Source organism: Acinetobacter guillouiae CIP 63.46, from assembly GCF_000368145.1.
Taxonomy (GTDB): Bacteria; Pseudomonadota; Gammaproteobacteria; order Pseudomonadales; family Moraxellaceae; genus Acinetobacter; species Acinetobacter guillouiae.
The window spans coordinates 370,562-390,695 of the sequence record NZ_KB849281.1 but is presented as its reverse complement, the minus strand read 5'-3'; the positions used below and the strand labels follow the sequence as shown (position 1 = coordinate 390,695).

The window sequence follows — 20,134 nt, the reverse complement described above, 5'->3', positions numbered from 1 at the left end:
ACGCACTAAAAAGTTGATAAAGTTCTATAGATATAGAACTTTATCATCAAAAAATTATATTCAAGCGATCTGATCATACACAGAAGCTTAGACAGCAGCATGCTGGCCGTTCAGCCCACTCAACGTCATGATTTTTGCGCCTGTTGGTCAATCTGTTGTAGCTCTTGTAAACGGCTAGAGTGAAGGTCTTGATTATGTTGACGAGCCAACAGACTGTAAATGGTAGGTAAGACAAAAAGCGTAAAGAAGGTCCCGATCAACATACCGCAGACAATCACAAGCCCTAAGCCAAAACGACTATGTGCACCAGCGCCTGTGGCAAAAAGGAGTGGAATCAGCCCAAACACCATTGCCGCTGTGGTCATCAGAATTGGACGTAAACGAATTTGAGCAGCTTTTAGAATAGCCGCTCGCCGATCTAAACCTTCATGAACTTGCAATTCATTGGCAAACTCAACCATTAAAATACCATGCTTACTAATCAGTCCAATCAGTGTGACTAAACCAATCTGAGTGTAGATATTGACTGTGGCAAGTCCAAAAGCCAAGGGGATTAATGCGCCACAGATCGACAGCGGAACCGTAATTAAAATAATAAATGGATCCATTAGGCTTTCATATTGAGCGGCTAAAACCAGATAAATCACAATCAGCGCGGCTAAAAATGCAAACATCAAAGCGTTACCTTCCTGTACATACTGACGTGCATCGGCTTGCCAGTCATAACTAAATCCAGTCGGTAACTCAGATGCAGCCTGTTCCAGAAAACTTAAAGCTTGACCTAAGGAAACCCCAGCGGCGGGGATTGCCTGAAAAGTTGCAGCATTTTGTTGATTAAATTGAGTGAGTTTATTGGGTTCTACCTGTTCACTTAGACTGACCACAGTCGATAAGGGAATCAGTGTGTCTTGGTCGGTACGAATAAACTGTCGTGTCAGTGCTTGAGCTGTCAAACGTTGTGTATTGATGCTTTGTGGAATCACATCATAGGCACGACCTTGCATACTAAAACGATTGATATAATTTTCACCAACCAATGTCGCCAAGGCTTCACCGATATCCTGCATACGAATACCCAGACTATTGGCTTTGGCCCGGTCAACCTCGATTCGAATCACGGGGTTATTAAAGTCGAGATCACTGTCGACCACCACAAAAAGGCCACTTTCACGGGCTTTTTGCTTGATGTTCTGCATCGCCTGATAAATGGTTGAATAGTCTTGTGCACTACGTAACACCATTTGTACGGGTAAACCACCTGTTGAACCGGGAAGCGCAGGATTTTGGAATACAAAAATACTGCTGCCTTCTACATCACCGACTTTAACTTGAAGTTGCTGTTGAATTTCATCCGCAGAATGCACTCGCTCAGACCATGTCGAAAGGGTTGTTCCACCAAAACTTGATGCAGGCCCATCTGTACCATTAATAATCCACGTGGTACTGGTTTCGGGGAAAGTCCAGAAGATTTCATCGAGTTTTTGATTAAAGTGCTCAGCATAATTGAGATTGGCATGTTGTGGTGCTTTGATGGCTGCCAATACACTGGCTTGATCTTCATTGGGCGCCAATTCTTTTTGAGGGAGTTGGTAAAGCAATGGAAGGCTAATAAAAATAGCAATCGCAAAAACCACTGTGATCCAACGATGATGTAATGAAAAATTGAGCAATTTACTGTAAAGCTGAGTCAAATGTTCAAAGAACCATTCGGCTGCTTTTGCCATTTTACCTTCCTGCTGTTTGGATTGAAGCAGAAATGAACTCATAACAGGAGATAAGGTTAAGGCAATAATCCCTGAAACCAAAACTGCGCCTGCTAAAGTAAAAGCAAATTCTTTGAATAAGGAACCAGTTAATCCACCCATTAAACCAATCGGAGCATACACTGCGGCCAGTGTAATGGTCATTGCAATTACAGGGCCTGCGACTTCTCGTGCCCCGATCAGAGCTGCTGCAACTGGGGATGCTCCTTCTTCAATATGCCGATGGACATTTTCAACCACCACGATTGCATCATCTACAACCAAGCCGATGGCGAGTACCATGGCTAAAAGCGTGAGTAAATTGATGCTAAAGCCACATAACAGCATTAAACCCAAGGCACCTAACATTGACAGTGGAATTGTCACTACAGGGATCAAGACACTACGTAAAGAACCTAGACACAGATAGATCACTGCAATAACAATAATCAGCGCTTCGATAAAAGTATGTAAAACTTCATCAATAGAGGCATCAATAAAGCGGGCTGTTTCATAGGCAAGATTGACTGTAACCCCCGGTGGCAAAGTTTTTTTGATCTCAGGCAGTTTATCTTTAATTCCCTGTACGATCACCAAGGGGTTGCCTGTAGGCGTCGCTTGTAGACCAACAAAAATTGCAGGTTTACCATCCATAGAGGCACTTGTTTCTGTCGAAGCAGCGCCAAGTTCAACTGTTGCCACATCTTGTAGACGAATTAGATTTTGAGCATCATTGCGTATCACCAGATTTTTAAAGTCCTGAATACTGGTGAGATCTGTGGAAACATTGACATTTGAAACCACCAATTCGCCTTTGACCTGACCTGGTGCGGCTTGATAGTTATTTTGACGGATCGCATTGGCGACATCGGCGGCAGTTACCCCACGACTGGCCAAACGATCTGCATCCAACCAAATCCGCATAGCCAAACGCTGACTGCCATAGGTCTGTACCTTGGCAACGCCATCAATTGTAGACAGCATGGGCTCTACCACCCTAGACAAATAATCGGTTAATTCAGCCAAGGACAGTTGTTCGCTGGAAAATCCGATATAGGCAACATCGGTAGATTCACCTGAAGAACGTTCAATGACTGGATCAAATGCCTGTTCTGGTAGTTTGTAACGGACTTGATTAACCTTTGCCATCACCTCTGTTAATGCTTGGGTCGAGTCACGATTTAATTGCATACGTAACGTTACAGCACTGCGACCTTGTACAGTAGAAGAACTGAGATAGTCGATGCCTTCCACCGAAGACACTGCTTGAGCAATGGGTTGGGTGACAAAACCTTGCATAAGCTCAGCAGATGCACCGGGATATTCTGTATTGATACTTATCGTTGAAGTTTCAAGTAAAGGATACTGTCGGATAGGCAGTTTATTTAGGGAAAACAAGCCCGCCAGCAAGATCAAGGTGCTGACGACCAAGGCCAATACAGGGCGTTTTACAAAAAGGTCAGTAAATTTCATTCGCTTATCTCCCTAGACTTTGGGCTTGATCGAGGAAGATTGGGGATGCTCAAGTGTATTTACGCTCGGCTCAACTTGCATACCATCACTTAATTTAAGTTGTCCTGATACAACAACTTGATCACCTGCTTTGAGCCCAGATTTGACTACAACTTTGGCTTGATGGCGCTCACCGAGCACTACCGCCACACGTTGCACAATCAGCTTGTTATGGTCTTGTTTTGCAAGGAAGACAGTATTGCCATAAGCCGTATAGGTAATTGCAGTTTCAGGAACGACCAAGCTTGGGCGTTCAGATTCTTGGATGTCTAATTTGGCATACATGCCCGGTTTTAACTGTTGATCATGGTTATTTAAAATTGCTTGCCCCTGCACAGTTCGCGATGTTGTGATCAGCGGTTCGATTGCACTTACCACAGCTGTAAAGGACTTTTCAGGAAATGCATCAATTTTGAGTTGTACAGATTGTCCGATTTTTAATCTTGATGCCAATTGTTCATCCAATGTGAAATTGGCAAGAATTTGTCGAAAGTCGACCAGATTAGCAATACCAGTGCCTGCCTCTAAATATTGCCCTTGATGCACTTGGCGTATTCCCATGACACCAGAAAAGGGGGCACGAATTGCTTTCTGTTTTATGCTGGCTTGTAGCTGTTGGATTTCTGCACGCGTCATATCTCGATCAGCCAATGCCGTATCCATTTCTGCCCGTGAAATCGCATGACTATCAATCAAAAGTTTGCTGCGGTGATAGGCCATTTCGGCTTGTTTCAATTTGGCTTGCAAGCGACCTAATTGAGCTTGTTCAACATCGGTATTGAGTTGAATCAGTATTTGACCTTGTTGAACCGCTTGCCCAGATTGGAAATAAATCTGTTTGATCATACCTGTTGTTTCTGTTGACACTTTGACTTGTCGGATTGCTTCCAACTCACCAATACTGGAAAGCACTTGTGGAATATTTTGTTCGACCACTGTACTCAATGCCACTTTGACTGGAGGGTAAGCGTCAGATTGATGCGTTTCACTTGAACGAGAATTTAAATAAAAATAGATTGCGACACCCACGAGAATTAAAGTGATCGCGATTAGAAAAAGCCATTTGTTATTTTTCATGCGACAACTCCAAGGTTGCGGAGTTGTTGTAGCAAATGACTGGCAATGGTCAGCGCTAAAAGACCGCCAATCACTGAAATATGTTCAAGTGCAAAGTAAAAGGCGATATTGGCTTGAATACCAGTCATGTTCCAAAAGTGATGCACAATCACAATTGTCAGTGCTAAAAATACGGAAAGAATCAGTGTGCCAAACCACATATGCCGCTCAAATAAAATACAATAGGCGCCCACAAGTAGAATCAACGCAGAAGCATAATTAAATAACCACGCCGGCTCTAGACCAGCCGCCTGCATTTCCAAAAATCCTGTTTCTACAGCAAGAATTTTACTAAGTCCTGAACTTAGAAACAGAAGCGCAAGACAACATCTGCTGATGGCCCACAGCCATTGGCTTTCTAAACTTAATTTAATGAAATATGGCATGAGAATATTTTCCTGAAGAAATAAGACTGGATAATTAAAACCTTTAAAATGAATAGCTTGTTGTTATTCGTAACAGATGTGGCAAGCAGTCTAAAACCTCAAGTTATATTTAGGTCAATGGGCTTTGATCAGAAAATTTGTAGAGAGATAAGATTTTTACAATGGCTTAAATTGGCGATAGCGTTTTTGTATTTTGAGTTGTAATGATGAAAAGCCATGGCAACTAAGATCAATTGACAAATGTACTTTGCTGAATTATAAAACCTCAAGTAATGTTGAGAAATATCAAAATGCGGACAGAAGAAAAAATTGATTTTAATCGAATGATGACGGTAGGAGAGGTGGCTAAACGGAGTGGTGTAGCCGTTTCAACCTTGCATTTTTATGAGTCGAAAGGGCTAATTAAAAGTATTAGAACAAATGGAAATCAGCGTCGTTTTCCATCAATTGTCTTACGTTATATTGGAATTATTAAGGTTGCACAAAAAGTAGGAATTTCTCTGGAGGAAATTAAAAATGCATTAAGTGTTTATCCTATGGGAAGCAAATTAACCGCAGAACAATGGTCAGTGTTATCATCGCATTGGCGTAAGGATTTAGATGAGCGTATTCAAAAACTAACACGTTTAAGAGATGAAATGGATTGGTGTATTGGTTGTGGTTGTTTATCTCTAAAGCAATGTCCTTTACGTAATCCAGAAGATATATTAAGACACCAAGGATCCGGTCCCCGTATTTTAGAGCGTGAATAAGAATCCAATATTAATATTTTATGTGATTGATATTTTAGCTTTTTATCTTGAGCTGTTGATCACTTATGTTTGGTGAAAAAACTCTAAGCGCGCTTTCAAGTTTTTAATCATTGCAAATGACCATTATCAATAATGATATTGAGCTAAAACGGGCATATTCAAAACCAAGTCAGTGTTGTGTAAATAACCAGTAATAAATAGACAGTCCGCCTAACTTTTTAGTAGAATACATCACAATTTAAAATTAAATAATAATGCATGTCTAACAATATTTACGCTGCTTTGGAGCAGCTTGGCTTATCAGCACAAAAACGTGCGATTCACGTACAATTTTCTAATTCGGCGTTGAGCCAACAGGTGTTCCTACAACGTATCGATGGAACACATCAAATCAATGAGGGTGTTCGGCTCCAACTCATCTGTCTTGCAACGTCAGCAACTATCCCTTTAAAAAGCTTTATTGGAACTCAAGCTGCAATCGATATTGTCACAGATAAATCTGAGTTAACCCGTATTTCAGGGATTGTGACCCAAGCCGATATTGGCGCATCTGATGGTTCTCTTACTATCTATCGTTTGACTGTAGAAGACCCAACAGCACTTTGGAAACACCGTAGAAACTCTCGAGTATTTATGAATAAGTCGGTTGTGGATGTGATCCAGACCGTGTTCCAAGAATGGGCACAACGCAGCCCACTGTTTGCCTCAAGTCTGAGTCTAGATAAGAGTGGCTTAAGCAAAGACTATGATGTACGCCCATTTATTATGCAGGCTTCTGAAAGTGATTTTGACTTCCTGACCCGTTTGATGAGAAGTGAAGGGATTAACTGGCTGATCGATGAAGCCCAGCTTAAAGTGTCGAGTTCAACAGAACAAATTCAAGCACAAAAGCTTCGTTTAATTGATGACAATTCGCAATTTAGTGCCTTAGAACGCCGCAATATTCGCTTCCATAGAAGCAGCGCCGTAGAAAAAACTGATTCAATTACCAATTTTATTGGTCAGCGTTCCATTCAACCGACTTCGGTGCATATCCAGCGTTGGCAAGCTGATGTATTGGATATTGATGAAGGCGCTGGTAGTGTCCAAAGTAAGCACAGCCATAGTGAAAATTATGACAATGCCAGTCTAGCTTTAGAACAAGCATGGCACTTTAGCCCTGCATGGATTCAAGACCTTAATGGTGAAGATGGCGCAACGCCATCGGGCAACAGTCAGATTGAAAAATTTAATCAAAACCTCAGCAACTATTATGATTCACAAGCCAAACAATTTACAGCAACGTCAACAGTGCGCGATGCACATGTTGGCTATTGGTTTGAACTGAATGAACACCCTGAGATAGATCAACACTCAGGTGCAGACAAAGAATTTTTAATCACAGCTAAAAGTTTTTATAACCAAAATAACTTACCCAAAGACCTCACCGATCAAGTCACCGCTTTAGTCCAACAAAGCAATTGGCAAATGAGCAATATTACAATAAACAATAGTGATGAGCGTCAAGCCAATCAGTTGGTGCTACAACGTCGAAATATCACCACTGTTCCAGAATACGATCCATTAAAACATCGTCCGATTGCATTACCCCAACGTGCTAGAGTGGTTGGACCAAGTGGAGAAGAAATCCATGTCGATGAATGGGGGCGTATTAAAGTTCGCTTCCTGTTTAGCCGTAATGAAGACAATACCCATGATGGCGGTGCGGGTTCTAATGACAATGACACAGATTCCGCTTGGGTCGATATCCTGACCCCATGGGCAGGTGAAGGCTATGGGGCGCGATTCTTACCGAGAATCGGTGAGATTGTTGTGATTGATTTCTTTGATGGCAACATTGACCGTCCATTTGTGGTTGGGCGCATCCATGAAGCGCAACGTCATCCAAGCAAGTTTGATGACAAAGGCAAACTGCCTGATACCAAGAAACTGGCAGGAATAAAAAGTCGAGAGTATCAAGGCAGTGGCTACAATCAACTTAGGTTTGACGATACTACTGGCCAAATCAGCAGCCAGTTACAGAGTAGTCATGGTGCCAGCCAACTCAACTTGGGCAAACTGAGTCATCCTAAAGACAAAGCAGGAAGTGATGATCGTGGTGAAGGCTTTGAGCTGAGAACTGACCAATGGGGAGCCGTTCGGGCAGGGCAAGGCTTACTACTTTCAACCTATAAACAAGACCAAGCCAAAGGTGATCACCTTGATTCAGAGCTTGCCAAAAAGCAACTTGAGGGTAGTCAGACCAACAGTAAAGCCTTAAGTGATATTGCCAAAAATCAAAAAACTGATGAAATTGAATCAGTTGAACAACTAAAAGAATTTGCAGAACAATTAGAGCAAAAAATTGCAAAATTTAATAAAGCCTTGCTTTTATTAAGTTCACAAGATGGGATTGCCTTAAGTACTCCAGAAGATATTCATTTATCAGCAGATTCACAGATCAATCAGATTGCAGGCGATAGCATCAACTTGAGTACGCAAAAGAATTTGATTGCACACGCACAAAACAAACTCAGTTTATTTGCTGCTCAAGGTGGCATTAAAGCCATTGCAGCGCAGAGTAAAGTCGAGATCCAAGCGCAGTCAGATGCATTAGATATTTTTGCCAAGCTGGGGATTAACATTTCATCTACTGATGACAAAGTTGTGATTAGTAGTCCTAAAGAAGTTGTGATTACAGGTGCAACTTCACAGATTACTTTAAATGGCTCAGGAATTTTTCCAAAGACGGGTGGAAAGTTTGAAGTGAATGCTGGGCAGCATGTGTTTCAGGGCGGGGCAAGTGTTAGTGCTAAGTCTAGCCTACCCCCACCACCGAAACGTGCTTCAGGCGTTTTAGAGTTGTTGCATGATTATGCGCATGGAAATTTTGTAAAAAGTGGGGAATATAGTGTTACTGATGTATTAGGCAAAGTTGTTAAAGGTAAATTAGATGATAAAGGTTTTGCCAGAGTTACAGGATTAGCAGCAGGTGCAGTCAAAATTAATTTTGAAGATGATCAACGTGATCCTTGGGATGAGTCTAGTGACTTCAAGCGTGAAGTTGAGTGGCCTAATAAAAATGATGAGGATTTAGAACAATCTGAATCACTTCTGGCAAATGTGAGTAAAAAAGCACAAGCAGCGTTAGGCGATTTTACCAAACAACTGACTGATCCTAAAAGCTTAATGAAGAATATTCAATTAGCACAAAAAATTAAATCTGATGGTGCTAAAACTTTGCTACCAATGCTCAATAATCAAGTACAGGGTGTGGTATCAGAGAAAATTTCAAGTTTATTACCGAATACAAAATCAAATGGTAGTCTGGCTAATTTAGGCGGGGGATTTGTTGCTTCGCAAAAAAGTGAAGTTAATCTTTCAAATATCAGTGGTATAACAACAAATGTTTTACCGCAATATTTAAAAAGCCCATTTGATAAGAACTAATAGAGAAGAAATACAATGGCTCAACCAAAAACAGAAGTTGTAAAACCACTCAATGAAGTGTCTATTAAAGACATCAATAATTCAAAGCAAAAAATTGATAAGTGGTTACTAGACCATACTCACCAACTCGTTGGTTTGAACTTAGTTAGCAGTGTATTAGGAACTGTACCGATTATTGGGAATGTTATGGCTGCAATTGATGTAGTTACAGACATTTTCCAAATTTATGAAAAAGGTTATCAGAATGCCGATGTCTTTGATTGGACAACTGTAGGTATTGATTTAATAGGTGTTGCTCCCGTACCAGGTACAACAGCTATTCGTACCTCAGCTCGACCTGCATTATTTCTAGTACGTCAGGAAGTAAAGAGGGTTGGAAAAGCTGCGTTAGCTGAAGCAGTAATTACTGTTATTGGTAAACATCTAAATGATCAAGTTGCAGGTAATATTGAAAAATTTTGTGCATCGGGCTTGACGCAACTCAACTCTATTTTAGGATCATGCGGAAATACCATTCAAGGTGCAACTACTGAAATCAATGGAGGAATTGTTCGTGTGGTGACACAGGGTAAAGTGTTTACCAATGCAGGTGCAAATGCAACACGGGCACAACAACAAGCAGCAGGAATTGCTAAGGGATTAAAAAGTGGAGATCTTGTACGTGCTGGTAAAAATATAGTTTATATGACTGAAAACTGGGGTAAAGCCCTGTTTAAAACTAATGTAAATAACAATGCTAAAGTCGTTTCAATGCTTGTTCCGCAACATTTAAAACAACCTGTTTTAAATGTGGGTGCAACAATCAGTAAAGTAGGTGTGACGGCAAATGCCAAAATCAGAAAACTAGGAAATAAAGCTGAACCACAAACAATAGGATGGTTATTTGAGGTCTTGAGATTAGGTGCTTCTCGATTTAGAAAGACCAAGTCAGCTCAAGTGAAAGCCACACAGACAACGCAGGCAAAAAATGCAAAGAACAATAATAAATTAGAAAAATCTAGGGATGAACATCCTGCGACTAACAATGCCAATCAATGTAAGAACTGTAAAGGTGGAACAAGCGGTTCTATCTCATTTGCAATGGGGACCGAGTTTTTAACGCATGATGATGCACTGATTCATCCATTAGTGGTTGAGCCCTTGGCTCGTTCTTATATTTCGAATCTATATCAGTATGACCAATCCATATTTGGCGCACGTTGGACAACGCCATTTAGCAGTAAAATTGTACAACGTAGTCAATATAATGAAAAAAATCCAAAAGAAAATATTGAACTGAAAGGTTGGGAATATATTGGTATAGATGGTCGTCCTATCAAGCTACGTGAATTAAAGGCTGGGCAAAGCTTTTACGATGAAATTGAAAATTTTACCTACACTGTAGTTTCTGATGATATTCGTGCAATTACATTTGGTTCAAATGAATCTCGTTATTACCAAAAATATAAAAATGAATTTAGACTAGTTTCTATAGAGCGCCAAAATGGGTTTAGCGTAGGTTTACGTTATGATCACCGCATTGATGATGAAAGCTATTTATCCGATATTATATTTAAACAAGACCAAAATATCTTAGCGCACCTTGCTTTAAAGCTGAATCAAAACAAATTGGTTGATGAAATATGGTTGGTGAAGGATGGGCAATTAAAACGTCAGTTATCTGCATATGTATACAATGATCAAGCTGATCTGATCCAAGCAACCAACGAATTTGGTGCTTCTTACCAATATACCTACCAACATCATCTTCTTACACGTTATACAGACTTGACAAAACGTGGTATGAATTTGAAATGGAATGGAAAATTACCAAGCTCAAAGGCGATTGAAGAGTGGGCTGATGATTATAGTTCGGCAAGAAAACTTGAGTGGGATGAGAATGTACGTGTTACTACTGTAACTGATATAGATGGTAATGTGACGGAACATTACTACGGCATTACAGGCTATACCTATCGTATTATTTATCCTGATAATTTACAGGAATGGTTTTTTAGGGACGATGCAAAAAATATTACTTCACATGTGGCTACAGATGGCACAGAAACAGTTTATAGCTATGATGAACGAGGCAATGTTCTCTCGACAACGCAAGCAGATGGTGCAACAACTTACTTTGAATATGATGAACAAGACCAATTGATTGGTATGGTGGATGCAGAGCAAGGTCGCTGGTTTAAACAATACGACGGTTCAGGCAACCTGATTAAAGAAATTGATCCGCTGAAACATGAAACTGGTTATGCCTACAACAGCATGGGCTTAGTGACTGCAATTACAGATGCCAAAGGGGGGAGTAAAGCCCTTAAATATGATGATCAAGGTAACTTGCTGAGCTATACTGACTGTTCAGGTAAAGAAACTAAGTGGCAGTATGATGATCGAGGGCGAGTTAAATCTGTTGAAAATGGTTTAAAACAGAAAGTTGAATATTTTTATACAGAAATTACTACAGATAAGGGTGAGCCGATAATCAAAGGTTTGCCATTGAACGCCTTTGGTCAGTTGGAAAAGATCAAACATCTTGATGATTCTATTGAACATTTTGTGCATGATGCTGAAGGACGATTGCTTGCTCATATAGATCCAAAACAACATCAAACAAGCTATGAATACGACGAAGCAGGTTTAATCCTGTCACGTACCGATGCACTGAATCATAAACTGAAATACAAGTGGGATCGCCTTGGACGTTTGACCCGATTGATCAATGAGAACGGTGCAAACTACGAATTCATTTATGATGTAGGCGGGCGCTTAGTTAAAGAAATTGATTTTGATGCTAAAGAAACTCTTTATCAATACGATGAATTGAATGGTCGTTTGGCTACAAGTATTGAAGTAGCATCAGCATATGGTCAAGATCTAAAAGATCGTACAGCACCAAAAGACCGAATCCAACAGTTTATTTTTGACAGTATGGGGCGTTTGGAACAACGAACAGCAGGCTATGGTCACGATGGTTTAGAGCTTGAATCCAAACAAACCGAAGAATTTGCCTATGACTATTTAGGTAATCTCATACAAGCAAAAAATGCCGAGAGCAATTTACAGTGGTTCTACGATGCTGCTGGCAATGTAATTAAAGAATACCAACAGGATTATAAAACACATAAAACAGCAGTATGGAAGCATAGTTATGATGAAATCAATGATCGAATCAAAACCATACGCCCTGATGGACAAAATATAGATTGGCTTACCTATGGTACAGGTCATGTACAAAGCCTGATTGTCAATGGACAGGATTTGGTGAGTTTTGAGCGAGATGACCTACATCGTGAAGTTGTTCGCCACTACGCTAATGGGGTTAGCCAAGAGCAACAGTTTGACTTAGCAGGACGATTACACAGCCAAATCATGCTCAATGAGCATGACAATGGTTACCAAAACCAATACAAAGTCCCAAACGAAGAAAAGAACAATGCACTACAACAAACTAGCCAATTAGTACAACGACTATATCAATACGATAAAACAGGTGAGCTGACAGCGATCAAAGATACACGTCGTGGTAACATTGCATATAAATATGACCCTGTTGGACGCTTACTTGAAGCCAGTAGTAAACTCGGTAAAGAAACCTTTAGTTTTGACCCTGCCAGCAATATTGTTGATCGTTACAAAGATGATAAAGCCAAAAGCCATCAACAAACAGCAGAAGAAAAAGGCTATCGCTACAATCGTCTAGTCAATAACGTGGTCAAAGAATACCTAGACCAACAATACCAATATGATGCATACGGACAATTGGTCCGACAAAAATCAACGCAAGGTGATTTAAATCTTGAGTGGGATGTTTATGGTCGAATGATCAAAAGCCGTAACAGCCAATACACAGCAGAATATCGCTATGACGCTTTAGGACGAAGAATACAAAAACGTAATAAGCAGCATCATACAGGGGATGAACATAACATCATCTATGGATGGGATGGTGACACATTGGCTTATGAGTCAACAGAACAAGCCACTAAACACTATATCTACGAAAAAGATAGTTTTGTGCCGATGCTGCAAGCCGTCTATCAAAGCCCTATAGAACTACATCAAACACCTGATTGGTCAGACAAGCCGTATAGTGTACATCGTGACCCACTATGGAAAACTACCAAGCAAAGCAAAGGCTTTGATGATGTATGGTTCTACCACTGTGACCATTTGGGTACACCACAAGAAATGAGCGACCATACAGGTTCGATCATTTGGAAAGCTGAATATAAAGCTTGGGGTGAGTGTAAGGCTGAAAAAGCTAAATCTAACTTCTTTGAAAGCTCAGAAATTATAAGCAATAACATCCGTTTTCAGGGGCAGTATTTTGATGAAGAAACAGGACTGCATTACAACCGTTATCGTTACTATTCACCTTATGTGGGGCGGTTTGTAAGTAAAGATCCTATTGGATTAACAGGTGGAAATAATCTATACCAATATGCACCTAGTTCAACCAGTTGGATTGATCCTTTAGGATTGGAACGTATAAAGTCAACTAAAACAATTAGGTACAGTCAAAATGGTTATAGTCCTTGTTTTGGAAATGGTGGTAATGTTAATGGCCTAGCACATAGATTGCAGGCAGATCCATCTTATGCTGCCAAAGTTGAGCCTATTAGGTTAGTGAGATTTAAAGATCTTCCACAAAATGTTCAAGCCAAATTATTAGAGCAAGGTGCTAAAAGTAATATGGTATATTCTCTTGATAATCGAAGATTAGCGGCCGCGAAACAGGCGAAAGTTGGAGTAAATACAAGATGGGCTACTCCAGAAGAAATACAGCAAGAAGCTACTTTACGTCGATTCTCTACAAATGATGCAGGAAAAACAATATGTCACAATTAAATTTTTTACCAATCAGTACCAGATTTGGGATACTTTCATCTCGTACAGATTTTTGGTTAAATGAGTTTAAATTTAATCCTCAAGGTAATAGCTTAGAATTTAATTTGACATATAGTCAAATTAAAAAAAATGAAAATGGTAAAACTTTTAAAACTTCCGAGTTGCTATCAATCATGTTTACTAATGTAAATAATTTTAAAATGCTTCAATATGATGAGTTCGAACATTTGTACTCACATAAATCTAATTCAAACTTTGATTATGTAAATTATGATGGAAATGGAATGAATTTATATTTATTATGGACTTATGATCATTGTTTTGAAATATATGCAAAAGGTTATTCATTTTTACCAGTATCTTCTGAAGAAAATAGAAGCTAATTCATAGCAGAATCACGACAAAGTAGTAGTAAAAAGTTGAAAAGCTATAAATGAAATACTAAGTTTTGAAAATGAATATGATTATTAAAAATAATCATATTTTTTGTAATTTAATGAACAGATATGCATATCACAATTTTATTGTGGGAATTCAAAAAATATAAATTAATTTTAGATGTTTATATTTATCCAAAAATTGAAAGTGATATGTATATAGGGTTCGAATATGAAGTCACAGTAAATCTTGTTAACATGAATGAAAATAATATAAATTTAGATATTGTCGAATTTGAAGCGAAAGGAATTAGTGATTTAATTAAGTTGATGAATATTTTCTTGCCTTATATATCTTTAAATGTAAATAAATATATCGAGAATAAAAGCTTAAAAATTAGTTGTGATTTGGAAGTGATGGTGAATGAATTTAATTTAGGCAATAAAGTATTAAGAACCTAAATAATATAAGTTGAAATAGATATCACTCAGTCCCTTATGTTTATTGATAATATCAAACTTAAGAAAAGTGAAAAAGAACATTAAATACACAACTTATAACAATTCCTAGTTAATTTTCATTTTGTTCAATCCATTGAACCAAGTCATAAATTTTTTCAGCGACTTCAACTCCTTTATTTTCAGATAAAGAATATTCTACATGTGGCGGAATAATTGGATATTCCTTACGAATCACAAAACCATCATTTTCCAAATCACGTAAAGTTTGAGTCAACATTTTTTCACTGATGCCATCAATTCTCCGTCTTAACTCACTAAAACGATGTGTTCCTCGTCTTAAACAGAACATGACCAAAACGCCCCAACGATTGGTTAAATGCATAAGCTTAACCCGAGAGGGGCAATTCTTTGACAACACATTTGCGGCTAAACAAGATTCATCAGTATTCATAAACTTTCCACGACTAAAAAACACTTACTTTTTAGTAAGTACTTACAAAAAGTAAGTTTATTATTTACTATAACAAATATCAGCAAAACTGTGTGGCTTTTCACATATTTTGAATCATATATTTATAGATGAGAGTTAATTTATGGCTTCTCCAATTCTACACTGGATTATCGACCCAATCTGCGGCTGGAGTTATGGGGCACTGCCTTTAATTAATGCAGTCGAAGAAAAATTTCCAAATCTACAACGCCTACATTTTGGTGGACTTTATAGCGAAGATCATCAGCCACAAATGACAGCAGCAATGCGAACACAGATCATTCACTATGATGAACAAATCCATCAACTCACAGGTGTTGATTTTGGTGATGATTATAAAAATGGTTTGCTTAAAGACAGCACACTGATCATGAACTCTATCCCTGCAACTCATGCTTTACTGAGTATTCAGCAGGGGTTAGGGCATAGCGCGATGATATCGTTATTAAATTTAATACAACAGGGCTACTATCAAAAAGGTCTAAATGTCACACAATATAGTGTACTGGAGCAATTTGCTGTCGAGTTAGGACTGAATAATGACCAATGGTCAAAATATTTAGATGCGATCGATCAAGATCAACAAGATGAATATATTCAGCATGCACGCCAATTATTATCCCATGTTCGAGGACAAGGTTTTCCAACATTGGTGTATGAAAATCAACATGGTGAAATGGGCAAAATACCGCTTCATGTTTTTTATAATAAATCAGAGGATTTTGTACGTTTTCTAGATCAACAACTACTTAAATCTTAATTTAATTCCAAAGAGAGCTAACAATATGAAATTATTTTTAAAAACACTTCTTGCAAGTTCAGTGATGTTAAGTGCTTCAGCATTTGCAGCAGAGTTAAGCTATAAAGTTTATAACCCACAAGCACAAGGCATTTTTCCAGTTACATCTACACTTATTTCGGGTGAAAAAGATGCCGTGCTGGTGGATGCGCAATTTAGTGTCAACGATGCAAAGAACTTGGTTAAAATCATTCAAGACAGCGGTAAAAACCTTAAATATATTGTGATTACAGCGGGTGATCCAGATTTTTATTTTGGTTTAGAGCCACTGGTACAAGCGTTTCCAGATGCAAAAGTGATTGCAACCCCAGAAGTTGTTAAACATATTGAAGCAACCAAAGAAGGTAAGTTTGCTTATTGGGGGCCTATCTTAAAAAATGGTGCGCCATCTCAAGTGATTGTACCGAGTGCCAGTGAAGATAAAACCATTGTGCTAGAAGGTGAAAAAATTGAGATCAAATCACCGGGTAAATACGCATCTTATCTTTGGGTTCCAAGCAATCGTACAATTCTAGGTGGTGTAGGGCTATCTTCAGGGATTCATGTGTGGACAGCAGATGCACAAACTGAAAAAGAACGTAACGAGTGGCGAAAAACGCTAAAACAAATGAATCGTTTAAATCCACGTGCAGTGATTCCTGGACATTATATTGGTGATATTCCAACAGGAACTCAAGCAATCGACTTTACTTATCAATACCTTGTGGAGGTTGATCAAGTTTTAAAAGATCATAAAGATTCAGCATCAGTGATTGCTGCTTTAAAAGAAAAATACCCGAACTTGGCTGAAGAAAGTTCTTTGGAGTTAAGCTCTAAAGTGTTGATGGGTGAGATGGAATGGAAATAATTTAACGATGACCTATTGTTTTAAATTCATGAACTTCGTCATTGTTGGTGAACGAGGATAATGGGTTAAGCTAATCAGGTGAAACTTAATCTAAGATCATGGTTAAGTTTCATCATTGAAGCCATTGATTTTTTCTAAGCGGAATTTAGAGTTTCAAAGTCTAATACACAATCAACATTTAAAAAATCTCTCACAGTATTTCATTTCATCTCTACGTTGTATTTCTGTATCGAGCGTGAGTATGGATCGTAGAAAATATAAAACTTTCTTAAAATATAATTAAATAAAAATCAGATGCTTAATGTTAATAAAACAGGGTTTATTGGCAGCGATAGCGTGATTAAAATTGAATTCAGCATATGTTTTAAAAATGTAGGAATAGGGGTTTTCCCTCATTCAAAAATCTTTTTAGGGCAGAATATACTGTGCATGTTGAATATATCCTCTATAAGAACGCTTGGAGTAAAAAATGACTGAACTAAGTAAAATACCTACACCAGATACTGCTGAAGATAATGCATTTTTTCCATCCCCTTATTCTTTAAGCCAGTACACCGCATCGAAAACAGATTATGACGGTACGACTTATCCCAATCCATATCGTGGCGACAAAAAAATTCTGATGATTACAACGGATGAGCGCTATATCCTGATGCAAAACGGCAAATTCTTTTCTACAGGAAATCATCCAGTTGAAATGTTACTTCCGGTATTTCATTTAGACAATGCAGGCTTTGAGTTTGATATTGCAACGCTCTCAGGCAATCCTGCCAAGCTGGAAATGTGGGCGATGCCGAATGAAGATAAGGTAGTTTTAGATACTTATGCAAAGTATGCTGAAAGACTTAAAAACCCGTTAAAGCTTGATGATATTTTGGACGAGATCATTGCTGGAAACTCGCCATATGCAGGGGTTTTCATTCCCGGTGGTCATGGTGTACTCGCGAAAATTCCTGAAAGTAAAAGTGTTAAAAAAGTTTTAGAATGGGCGATAAACAACGATAAATATGTGATTACACTGTGTCATGGACCCGCAGCTTTACTTGCCGCAGCCGTCGATGAAAAACCAGAAAACTATATATTTAAAGATTATGAAATTTGTGTATTTCCTGACTTTTTAGATAAAGGCGCAAATATTGAAATTGGTTATATGCCTGGGCCATTACAATGGTTGGTGGGTGAAAATCTCGATAAATTAGGCGTTAAAATCCTAAATAAAGGTATTACAGGGCAGGTCCATAAAGACCGAAAACTTCTGACTGGAGATAGTCCTTTGGCATCGCATAATTTAGGTAAGTTAGCCGCTGAAACCTTATTGGCTGATCCTGAATTGGTATAAGCATCAATCAAGAGGTTGTTTCTATTTAGACGCAATTTTTTATCTCAATATTGGAGATCTAGAGGCGATCTGCTACTGATCTCCAATATTTTAGTTTTAAGTGTTCAGTTTAGTGAGAAGACGGCTTTATGAGACTTGCAAGCAATCAACTGGCCGATTTATTGTTTCAGACTGTTCACCAATTGAGACAAGCACGTGACCTCGAAAGTCTATTTAAAATTCTGGTGGGATTTGCTGCTCAGCTAAATTTTGATCGGATTATTGTATGTAGTGTTTCACCTCAAAACCAACATGAATGGATTGATGAAGTTTTCTTTGTCCATGGCAATTGGATTGATCGCAGCAATATCGAAGAGCGTGAAGTATATTTACGCCGCTGCCCAATCACCAAGCATATTTTTGAATACGATGAAGCCTTTTTTTGGGCAAAGAGCTTGCATAAAAAAACTGCAAAAGAAACCTATCGGATTATCAAAAGCCCTTTGCATCTTGGTGAGGTCAACGGAATACAAGTGCCCGTATTTGGTCGGACAGGTTTAGAGGGTGCAATTTCATTTGCGGGTGAAATTTCGGATATGGGTGCTGATTTTAAACTCACAGTACAGATGGTTTGTAATATTGCCTTTGGTGAAATTTTACATAAACAAAAGCATAGAATTGCGCATAAAAAAATACTGACCAAACGTGAAAAAGAAGTTTTAAAATGGGCAGCAGTGGGTCAAAAGCATTTTGAGATTGCCGACATTTTAAAAATTTCAGAGAGAACTGTTGAAAATCATTTACGCAGTATAAGAAAGCGCTTAGGAGTAAAATCTACTGCTCAAGCAATTGCTTCTGCCATCATCAGCAGAGAAATTGAATTATAAAGCAGCTCGATGTTTGCGACTTTTAAACATTCAGGTTTAGCCAAAAGCGCAGCGATTCTTTTAAGAAACATAGCGTGAGCATTGAGATTTTAAGCCCCCCCCTCAAAAAAAGAAGAAAAGAAATAAAATAATAATGATCGCCAAATAAAAACCAGAAGGATTCTTTATTTGGCGTGTATGTGTAGAAAATTTGGTTAGTCTTCCCTATGCCCAAATTGAAGTAATTAGATTTATCAATGCTTAAAAATAAATAAATTTTGAAATTTTATCAGCATACTCAACTACATTTTGAGAAATTTCACCTCTAAATAAATCTTCTGTATAGGTGCTCAATGGGCAGCTTACAGATAATACGGCAGCGATTTCTTGAGTTGCCTGACTATAAATAGGTGCAGCACTGGCAGCCATATCGGTATTAAAGTGCCCCCAACTGATCATAAAATCCTGACTGCGGACATAGTTTAAACGTTCTAATAAACTCGCCAAATCACGTGGTGTACGATCAGAATAGACTTTCCAATCGGTAAAATGTTCATAACGCTTAACCACTTCAGCCTCGGAAAGGCGAGATAAAATTAATTGTCCAATTACGGTGGCATGGGCATGCCAACGTGTACCAATATGCACATTACTGGTAAATGAACCAATAGATTGGGCATTGCTGATAAAGACGATATCAGTGCCTTCTAAAATCGAAAGATGCACAGCGATTTTAATTTTATCGCGTAATTCACGCATGATGGGGCTAGCCAAATCAGTCAGCGATGATTTGGATAAGCTGTTAAAACCAAGTTCCATCACGTTGCTGTTCAGCGCATAAGTCTTTTGCGACATTTTTCTTAAATAACCACAAAACTCTAAGGTGTGGATTAAACGAAAAGCACTCGAACGGTTTACATCTAATTTTTCTGCGATTTCAGAAATGGTCATTTCCTGATGCTGTTGATCAAATAATTTTAAAATGGCTAAGCCACGCACCAAACCCGGTACTAAATAACGTTCATCATTATTGGGTTCAGCATTTTGCTCCAAGAGAGCATCATTTATTAAGTTCATTGCCAAGTTGCCCTATGTTTATTTTGGAATTCCTGCACATGGAATACCACTATAGTAATCATCAATTTTTCTAATCTCAATGTTTATATATAAAACATTTTTTTGATTAAGAAACATCTAAA

14 protein-coding genes are annotated in these 20,134 nt (G+C 38.5%); 9 read left to right on the top strand and 5 right to left on the bottom strand.

Annotated elements, in window-relative coordinates:
• Positions 1-125: 125 nt before the first annotated feature.
• Genes F981_RS01745 through F981_RS01735 form a run of 3 tightly spaced genes read right to left on the bottom strand, consistent with a single transcriptional unit; the run spans position 126 to position 4,756 of the window.
• On the bottom strand, positions 126-3,215 hold the full coding sequence (locus F981_RS01745; RefSeq protein WP_004717664.1) for a MexW/MexI family multidrug efflux RND transporter permease subunit: 3,090 nt from the start codon (positions 3,213-3,215) through the stop codon (positions 126-128).
• Between the two features lie 12 nt (positions 3,216-3,227).
• Positions 3,228-4,331, bottom strand: coding sequence for an efflux RND transporter periplasmic adaptor subunit (locus F981_RS01740; protein ID WP_004717663.1), 1,104 nt, complete (start codon positions 4,329-4,331; stop codon positions 3,228-3,230).
• Positions 4,328-4,756, bottom strand: coding sequence for a DoxX family protein (locus F981_RS01735; RefSeq protein WP_004717661.1), 429 nt, complete (start codon positions 4,754-4,756; stop codon positions 4,328-4,330). Before F981_RS01735 ends, F981_RS01740 begins: the two co-directional genes overlap by 4 nt.
• A 290-nt stretch (positions 4,757-5,046) precedes the next feature.
• Here F981_RS01735 and soxR point away from each other — a divergent pair, with 290 nt between their 5' ends.
• The 5 genes from soxR to F981_RS01710 all read left to right on the top strand — a co-directional run bounded on the left by soxR (position 5,047) and on the right by F981_RS01710 (position 14,615).
• The gene (gene soxR / locus F981_RS01730) at positions 5,047-5,508 is read left to right on the top strand and encodes a redox-sensitive transcriptional activator SoxR (RefSeq protein ID WP_004717659.1); all 462 of its coding nucleotides are present in this window, start codon (positions 5,047-5,049) and stop codon (positions 5,506-5,508) included.
• 258 nt (positions 5,509-5,766) lie between these two features.
• Complete coding sequence (locus tag F981_RS01725; protein WP_004717657.1) at positions 5,767-8,937, top strand: type VI secretion system Vgr family protein; 3,171 nt, start codon at positions 5,767-5,769, stop codon at positions 8,935-8,937.
• A 15-nt stretch (positions 8,938-8,952) separates the two neighbouring features.
• Complete coding sequence (locus F981_RS01720; protein WP_004717655.1) at positions 8,953-13,776, top strand: RHS repeat-associated core domain-containing protein; 4,824 nt, start codon at positions 8,953-8,955, stop codon at positions 13,774-13,776.
• Complete coding sequence (locus F981_RS01715; protein WP_004717653.1) at positions 13,764-14,159, top strand: hypothetical protein; 396 nt, start codon at positions 13,764-13,766, stop codon at positions 14,157-14,159. The genes F981_RS01720 and F981_RS01715 overlap by 13 nt, the downstream gene beginning before the upstream one ends.
• Positions 14,160-14,282: 123 nt before the next feature.
• Positions 14,283-14,615, top strand: coding sequence for a hypothetical protein (locus tag F981_RS01710; RefSeq protein WP_004717651.1), 333 nt, complete (start codon positions 14,283-14,285; stop codon positions 14,613-14,615).
• 109 nt (positions 14,616-14,724) lie between these two features.
• Here F981_RS01710 and F981_RS01705 read toward each other — a convergent pair whose 3' ends face one another.
• Positions 14,725-15,066, bottom strand: a complete 342-nt coding sequence (locus F981_RS01705; RefSeq protein WP_004717650.1) for a winged helix-turn-helix transcriptional regulator — start codon at positions 15,064-15,066, stop codon at positions 14,725-14,727.
• A 142-nt stretch (positions 15,067-15,208) separates the two neighbouring features.
• Between F981_RS01705 and F981_RS01700 the strand changes: the two genes are divergently transcribed.
• The 4 genes from F981_RS01700 to F981_RS01685 all read left to right on the top strand — a co-directional run bounded on the left by F981_RS01700 (position 15,209) and on the right by F981_RS01685 (position 18,956).
• A complete protein-coding gene (locus F981_RS01700; protein ID WP_004717647.1) occupies positions 15,209-15,865 on the top strand; it encodes a DsbA family protein in 657 nt (218 codons plus the stop codon).
• A gap of 25 nt (positions 15,866-15,890) precedes the next feature.
• Entirely contained in the window at positions 15,891-16,751 is an 861-nt protein-coding gene (locus F981_RS01695) for a Vmh family MBL fold metallo-hydrolase (protein WP_004717646.1), read from the top strand.
• Between the two features lie 469 nt (positions 16,752-17,220).
• The gene (gene hchA / locus F981_RS01690; protein WP_004717644.1) at positions 17,221-18,090 is read left to right on the top strand and encodes a glyoxalase III HchA; all 870 of its coding nucleotides are present in this window, start codon (positions 17,221-17,223) and stop codon (positions 18,088-18,090) included.
• Between the two features lie 128 nt (positions 18,091-18,218).
• A complete protein-coding gene (locus tag F981_RS01685; RefSeq protein WP_004717643.1) occupies positions 18,219-18,956 on the top strand; it encodes a PA1136 family autoinducer-binding transcriptional regulator in 738 nt (245 codons plus the stop codon).
• Positions 18,957-19,196: 240 nt separating this feature from the next.
• On the opposite strand, the gene F981_RS01680 is transcribed toward F981_RS01685, so the two are convergent.
• Complete coding sequence (locus F981_RS01680; protein ID WP_004717641.1) at positions 19,197-20,012, bottom strand: IclR family transcriptional regulator; 816 nt, start codon at positions 20,010-20,012, stop codon at positions 19,197-19,199.
• Between the last annotated feature and the right edge of the window lie 122 nt (positions 20,013-20,134).

Bases quoted from the DNA above. Each gene is read 5' to 3' on its own strand.
- F981_RS01695 (WP_004717646.1), top strand. From the start codon at position 15,891: ATGAAATTATTTTTAAAAACACTTCTTGCAAGTTCAGTGATGTTAAGT.
- F981_RS01745 (WP_004717664.1), bottom strand. From the start codon at position 3,215: ATGAAATTTACTGACCTTTTTGTAAAACGCCCTGTATTGGCCTTGGTC.
- F981_RS01720 (WP_004717655.1), top strand. From the start codon at position 8,953: ATGGCTCAACCAAAAACAGAAGTTGTAAAACCACTCAATGAAGTGTCT.
- F981_RS01715 (WP_004717653.1), top strand. From the start codon at position 13,764: ATGTCACAATTAAATTTTTTACCAATCAGTACCAGATTTGGGATACTT.
- F981_RS01685 (WP_004717643.1), top strand. From the start codon at position 18,219: ATGAGACTTGCAAGCAATCAACTGGCCGATTTATTGTTTCAGACTGTT.
- F981_RS01680 (WP_004717641.1), bottom strand. From the start codon at position 20,012: ATGAACTTAATAAATGATGCTCTCTTGGAGCAAAATGCTGAACCCAAT.
- soxR (WP_004717659.1), top strand. From the start codon at position 5,047: ATGCGGACAGAAGAAAAAATTGATTTTAATCGAATGATGACGGTAGGA.
- F981_RS01710 (WP_004717651.1), top strand. From the start codon at position 14,283: ATGCATATCACAATTTTATTGTGGGAATTCAAAAAATATAAATTAATT.
- F981_RS01705 (WP_004717650.1), bottom strand. From the start codon at position 15,066: ATGAATACTGATGAATCTTGTTTAGCCGCAAATGTGTTGTCAAAGAAT.
- F981_RS01735 (WP_004717661.1), bottom strand. From the start codon at position 4,756: ATGCCATATTTCATTAAATTAAGTTTAGAAAGCCAATGGCTGTGGGCC.
- hchA (WP_004717644.1), top strand. From the start codon at position 17,221: ATGACTGAACTAAGTAAAATACCTACACCAGATACTGCTGAAGATAAT.
- F981_RS01740 (WP_004717663.1), bottom strand. From the start codon at position 4,331: ATGAAAAATAACAAATGGCTTTTTCTAATCGCGATCACTTTAATTCTC.
- F981_RS01725 (WP_004717657.1), top strand. From the start codon at position 5,767: ATGTCTAACAATATTTACGCTGCTTTGGAGCAGCTTGGCTTATCAGCA.
- F981_RS01700 (WP_004717647.1), top strand. From the start codon at position 15,209: ATGGCTTCTCCAATTCTACACTGGATTATCGACCCAATCTGCGGCTGG.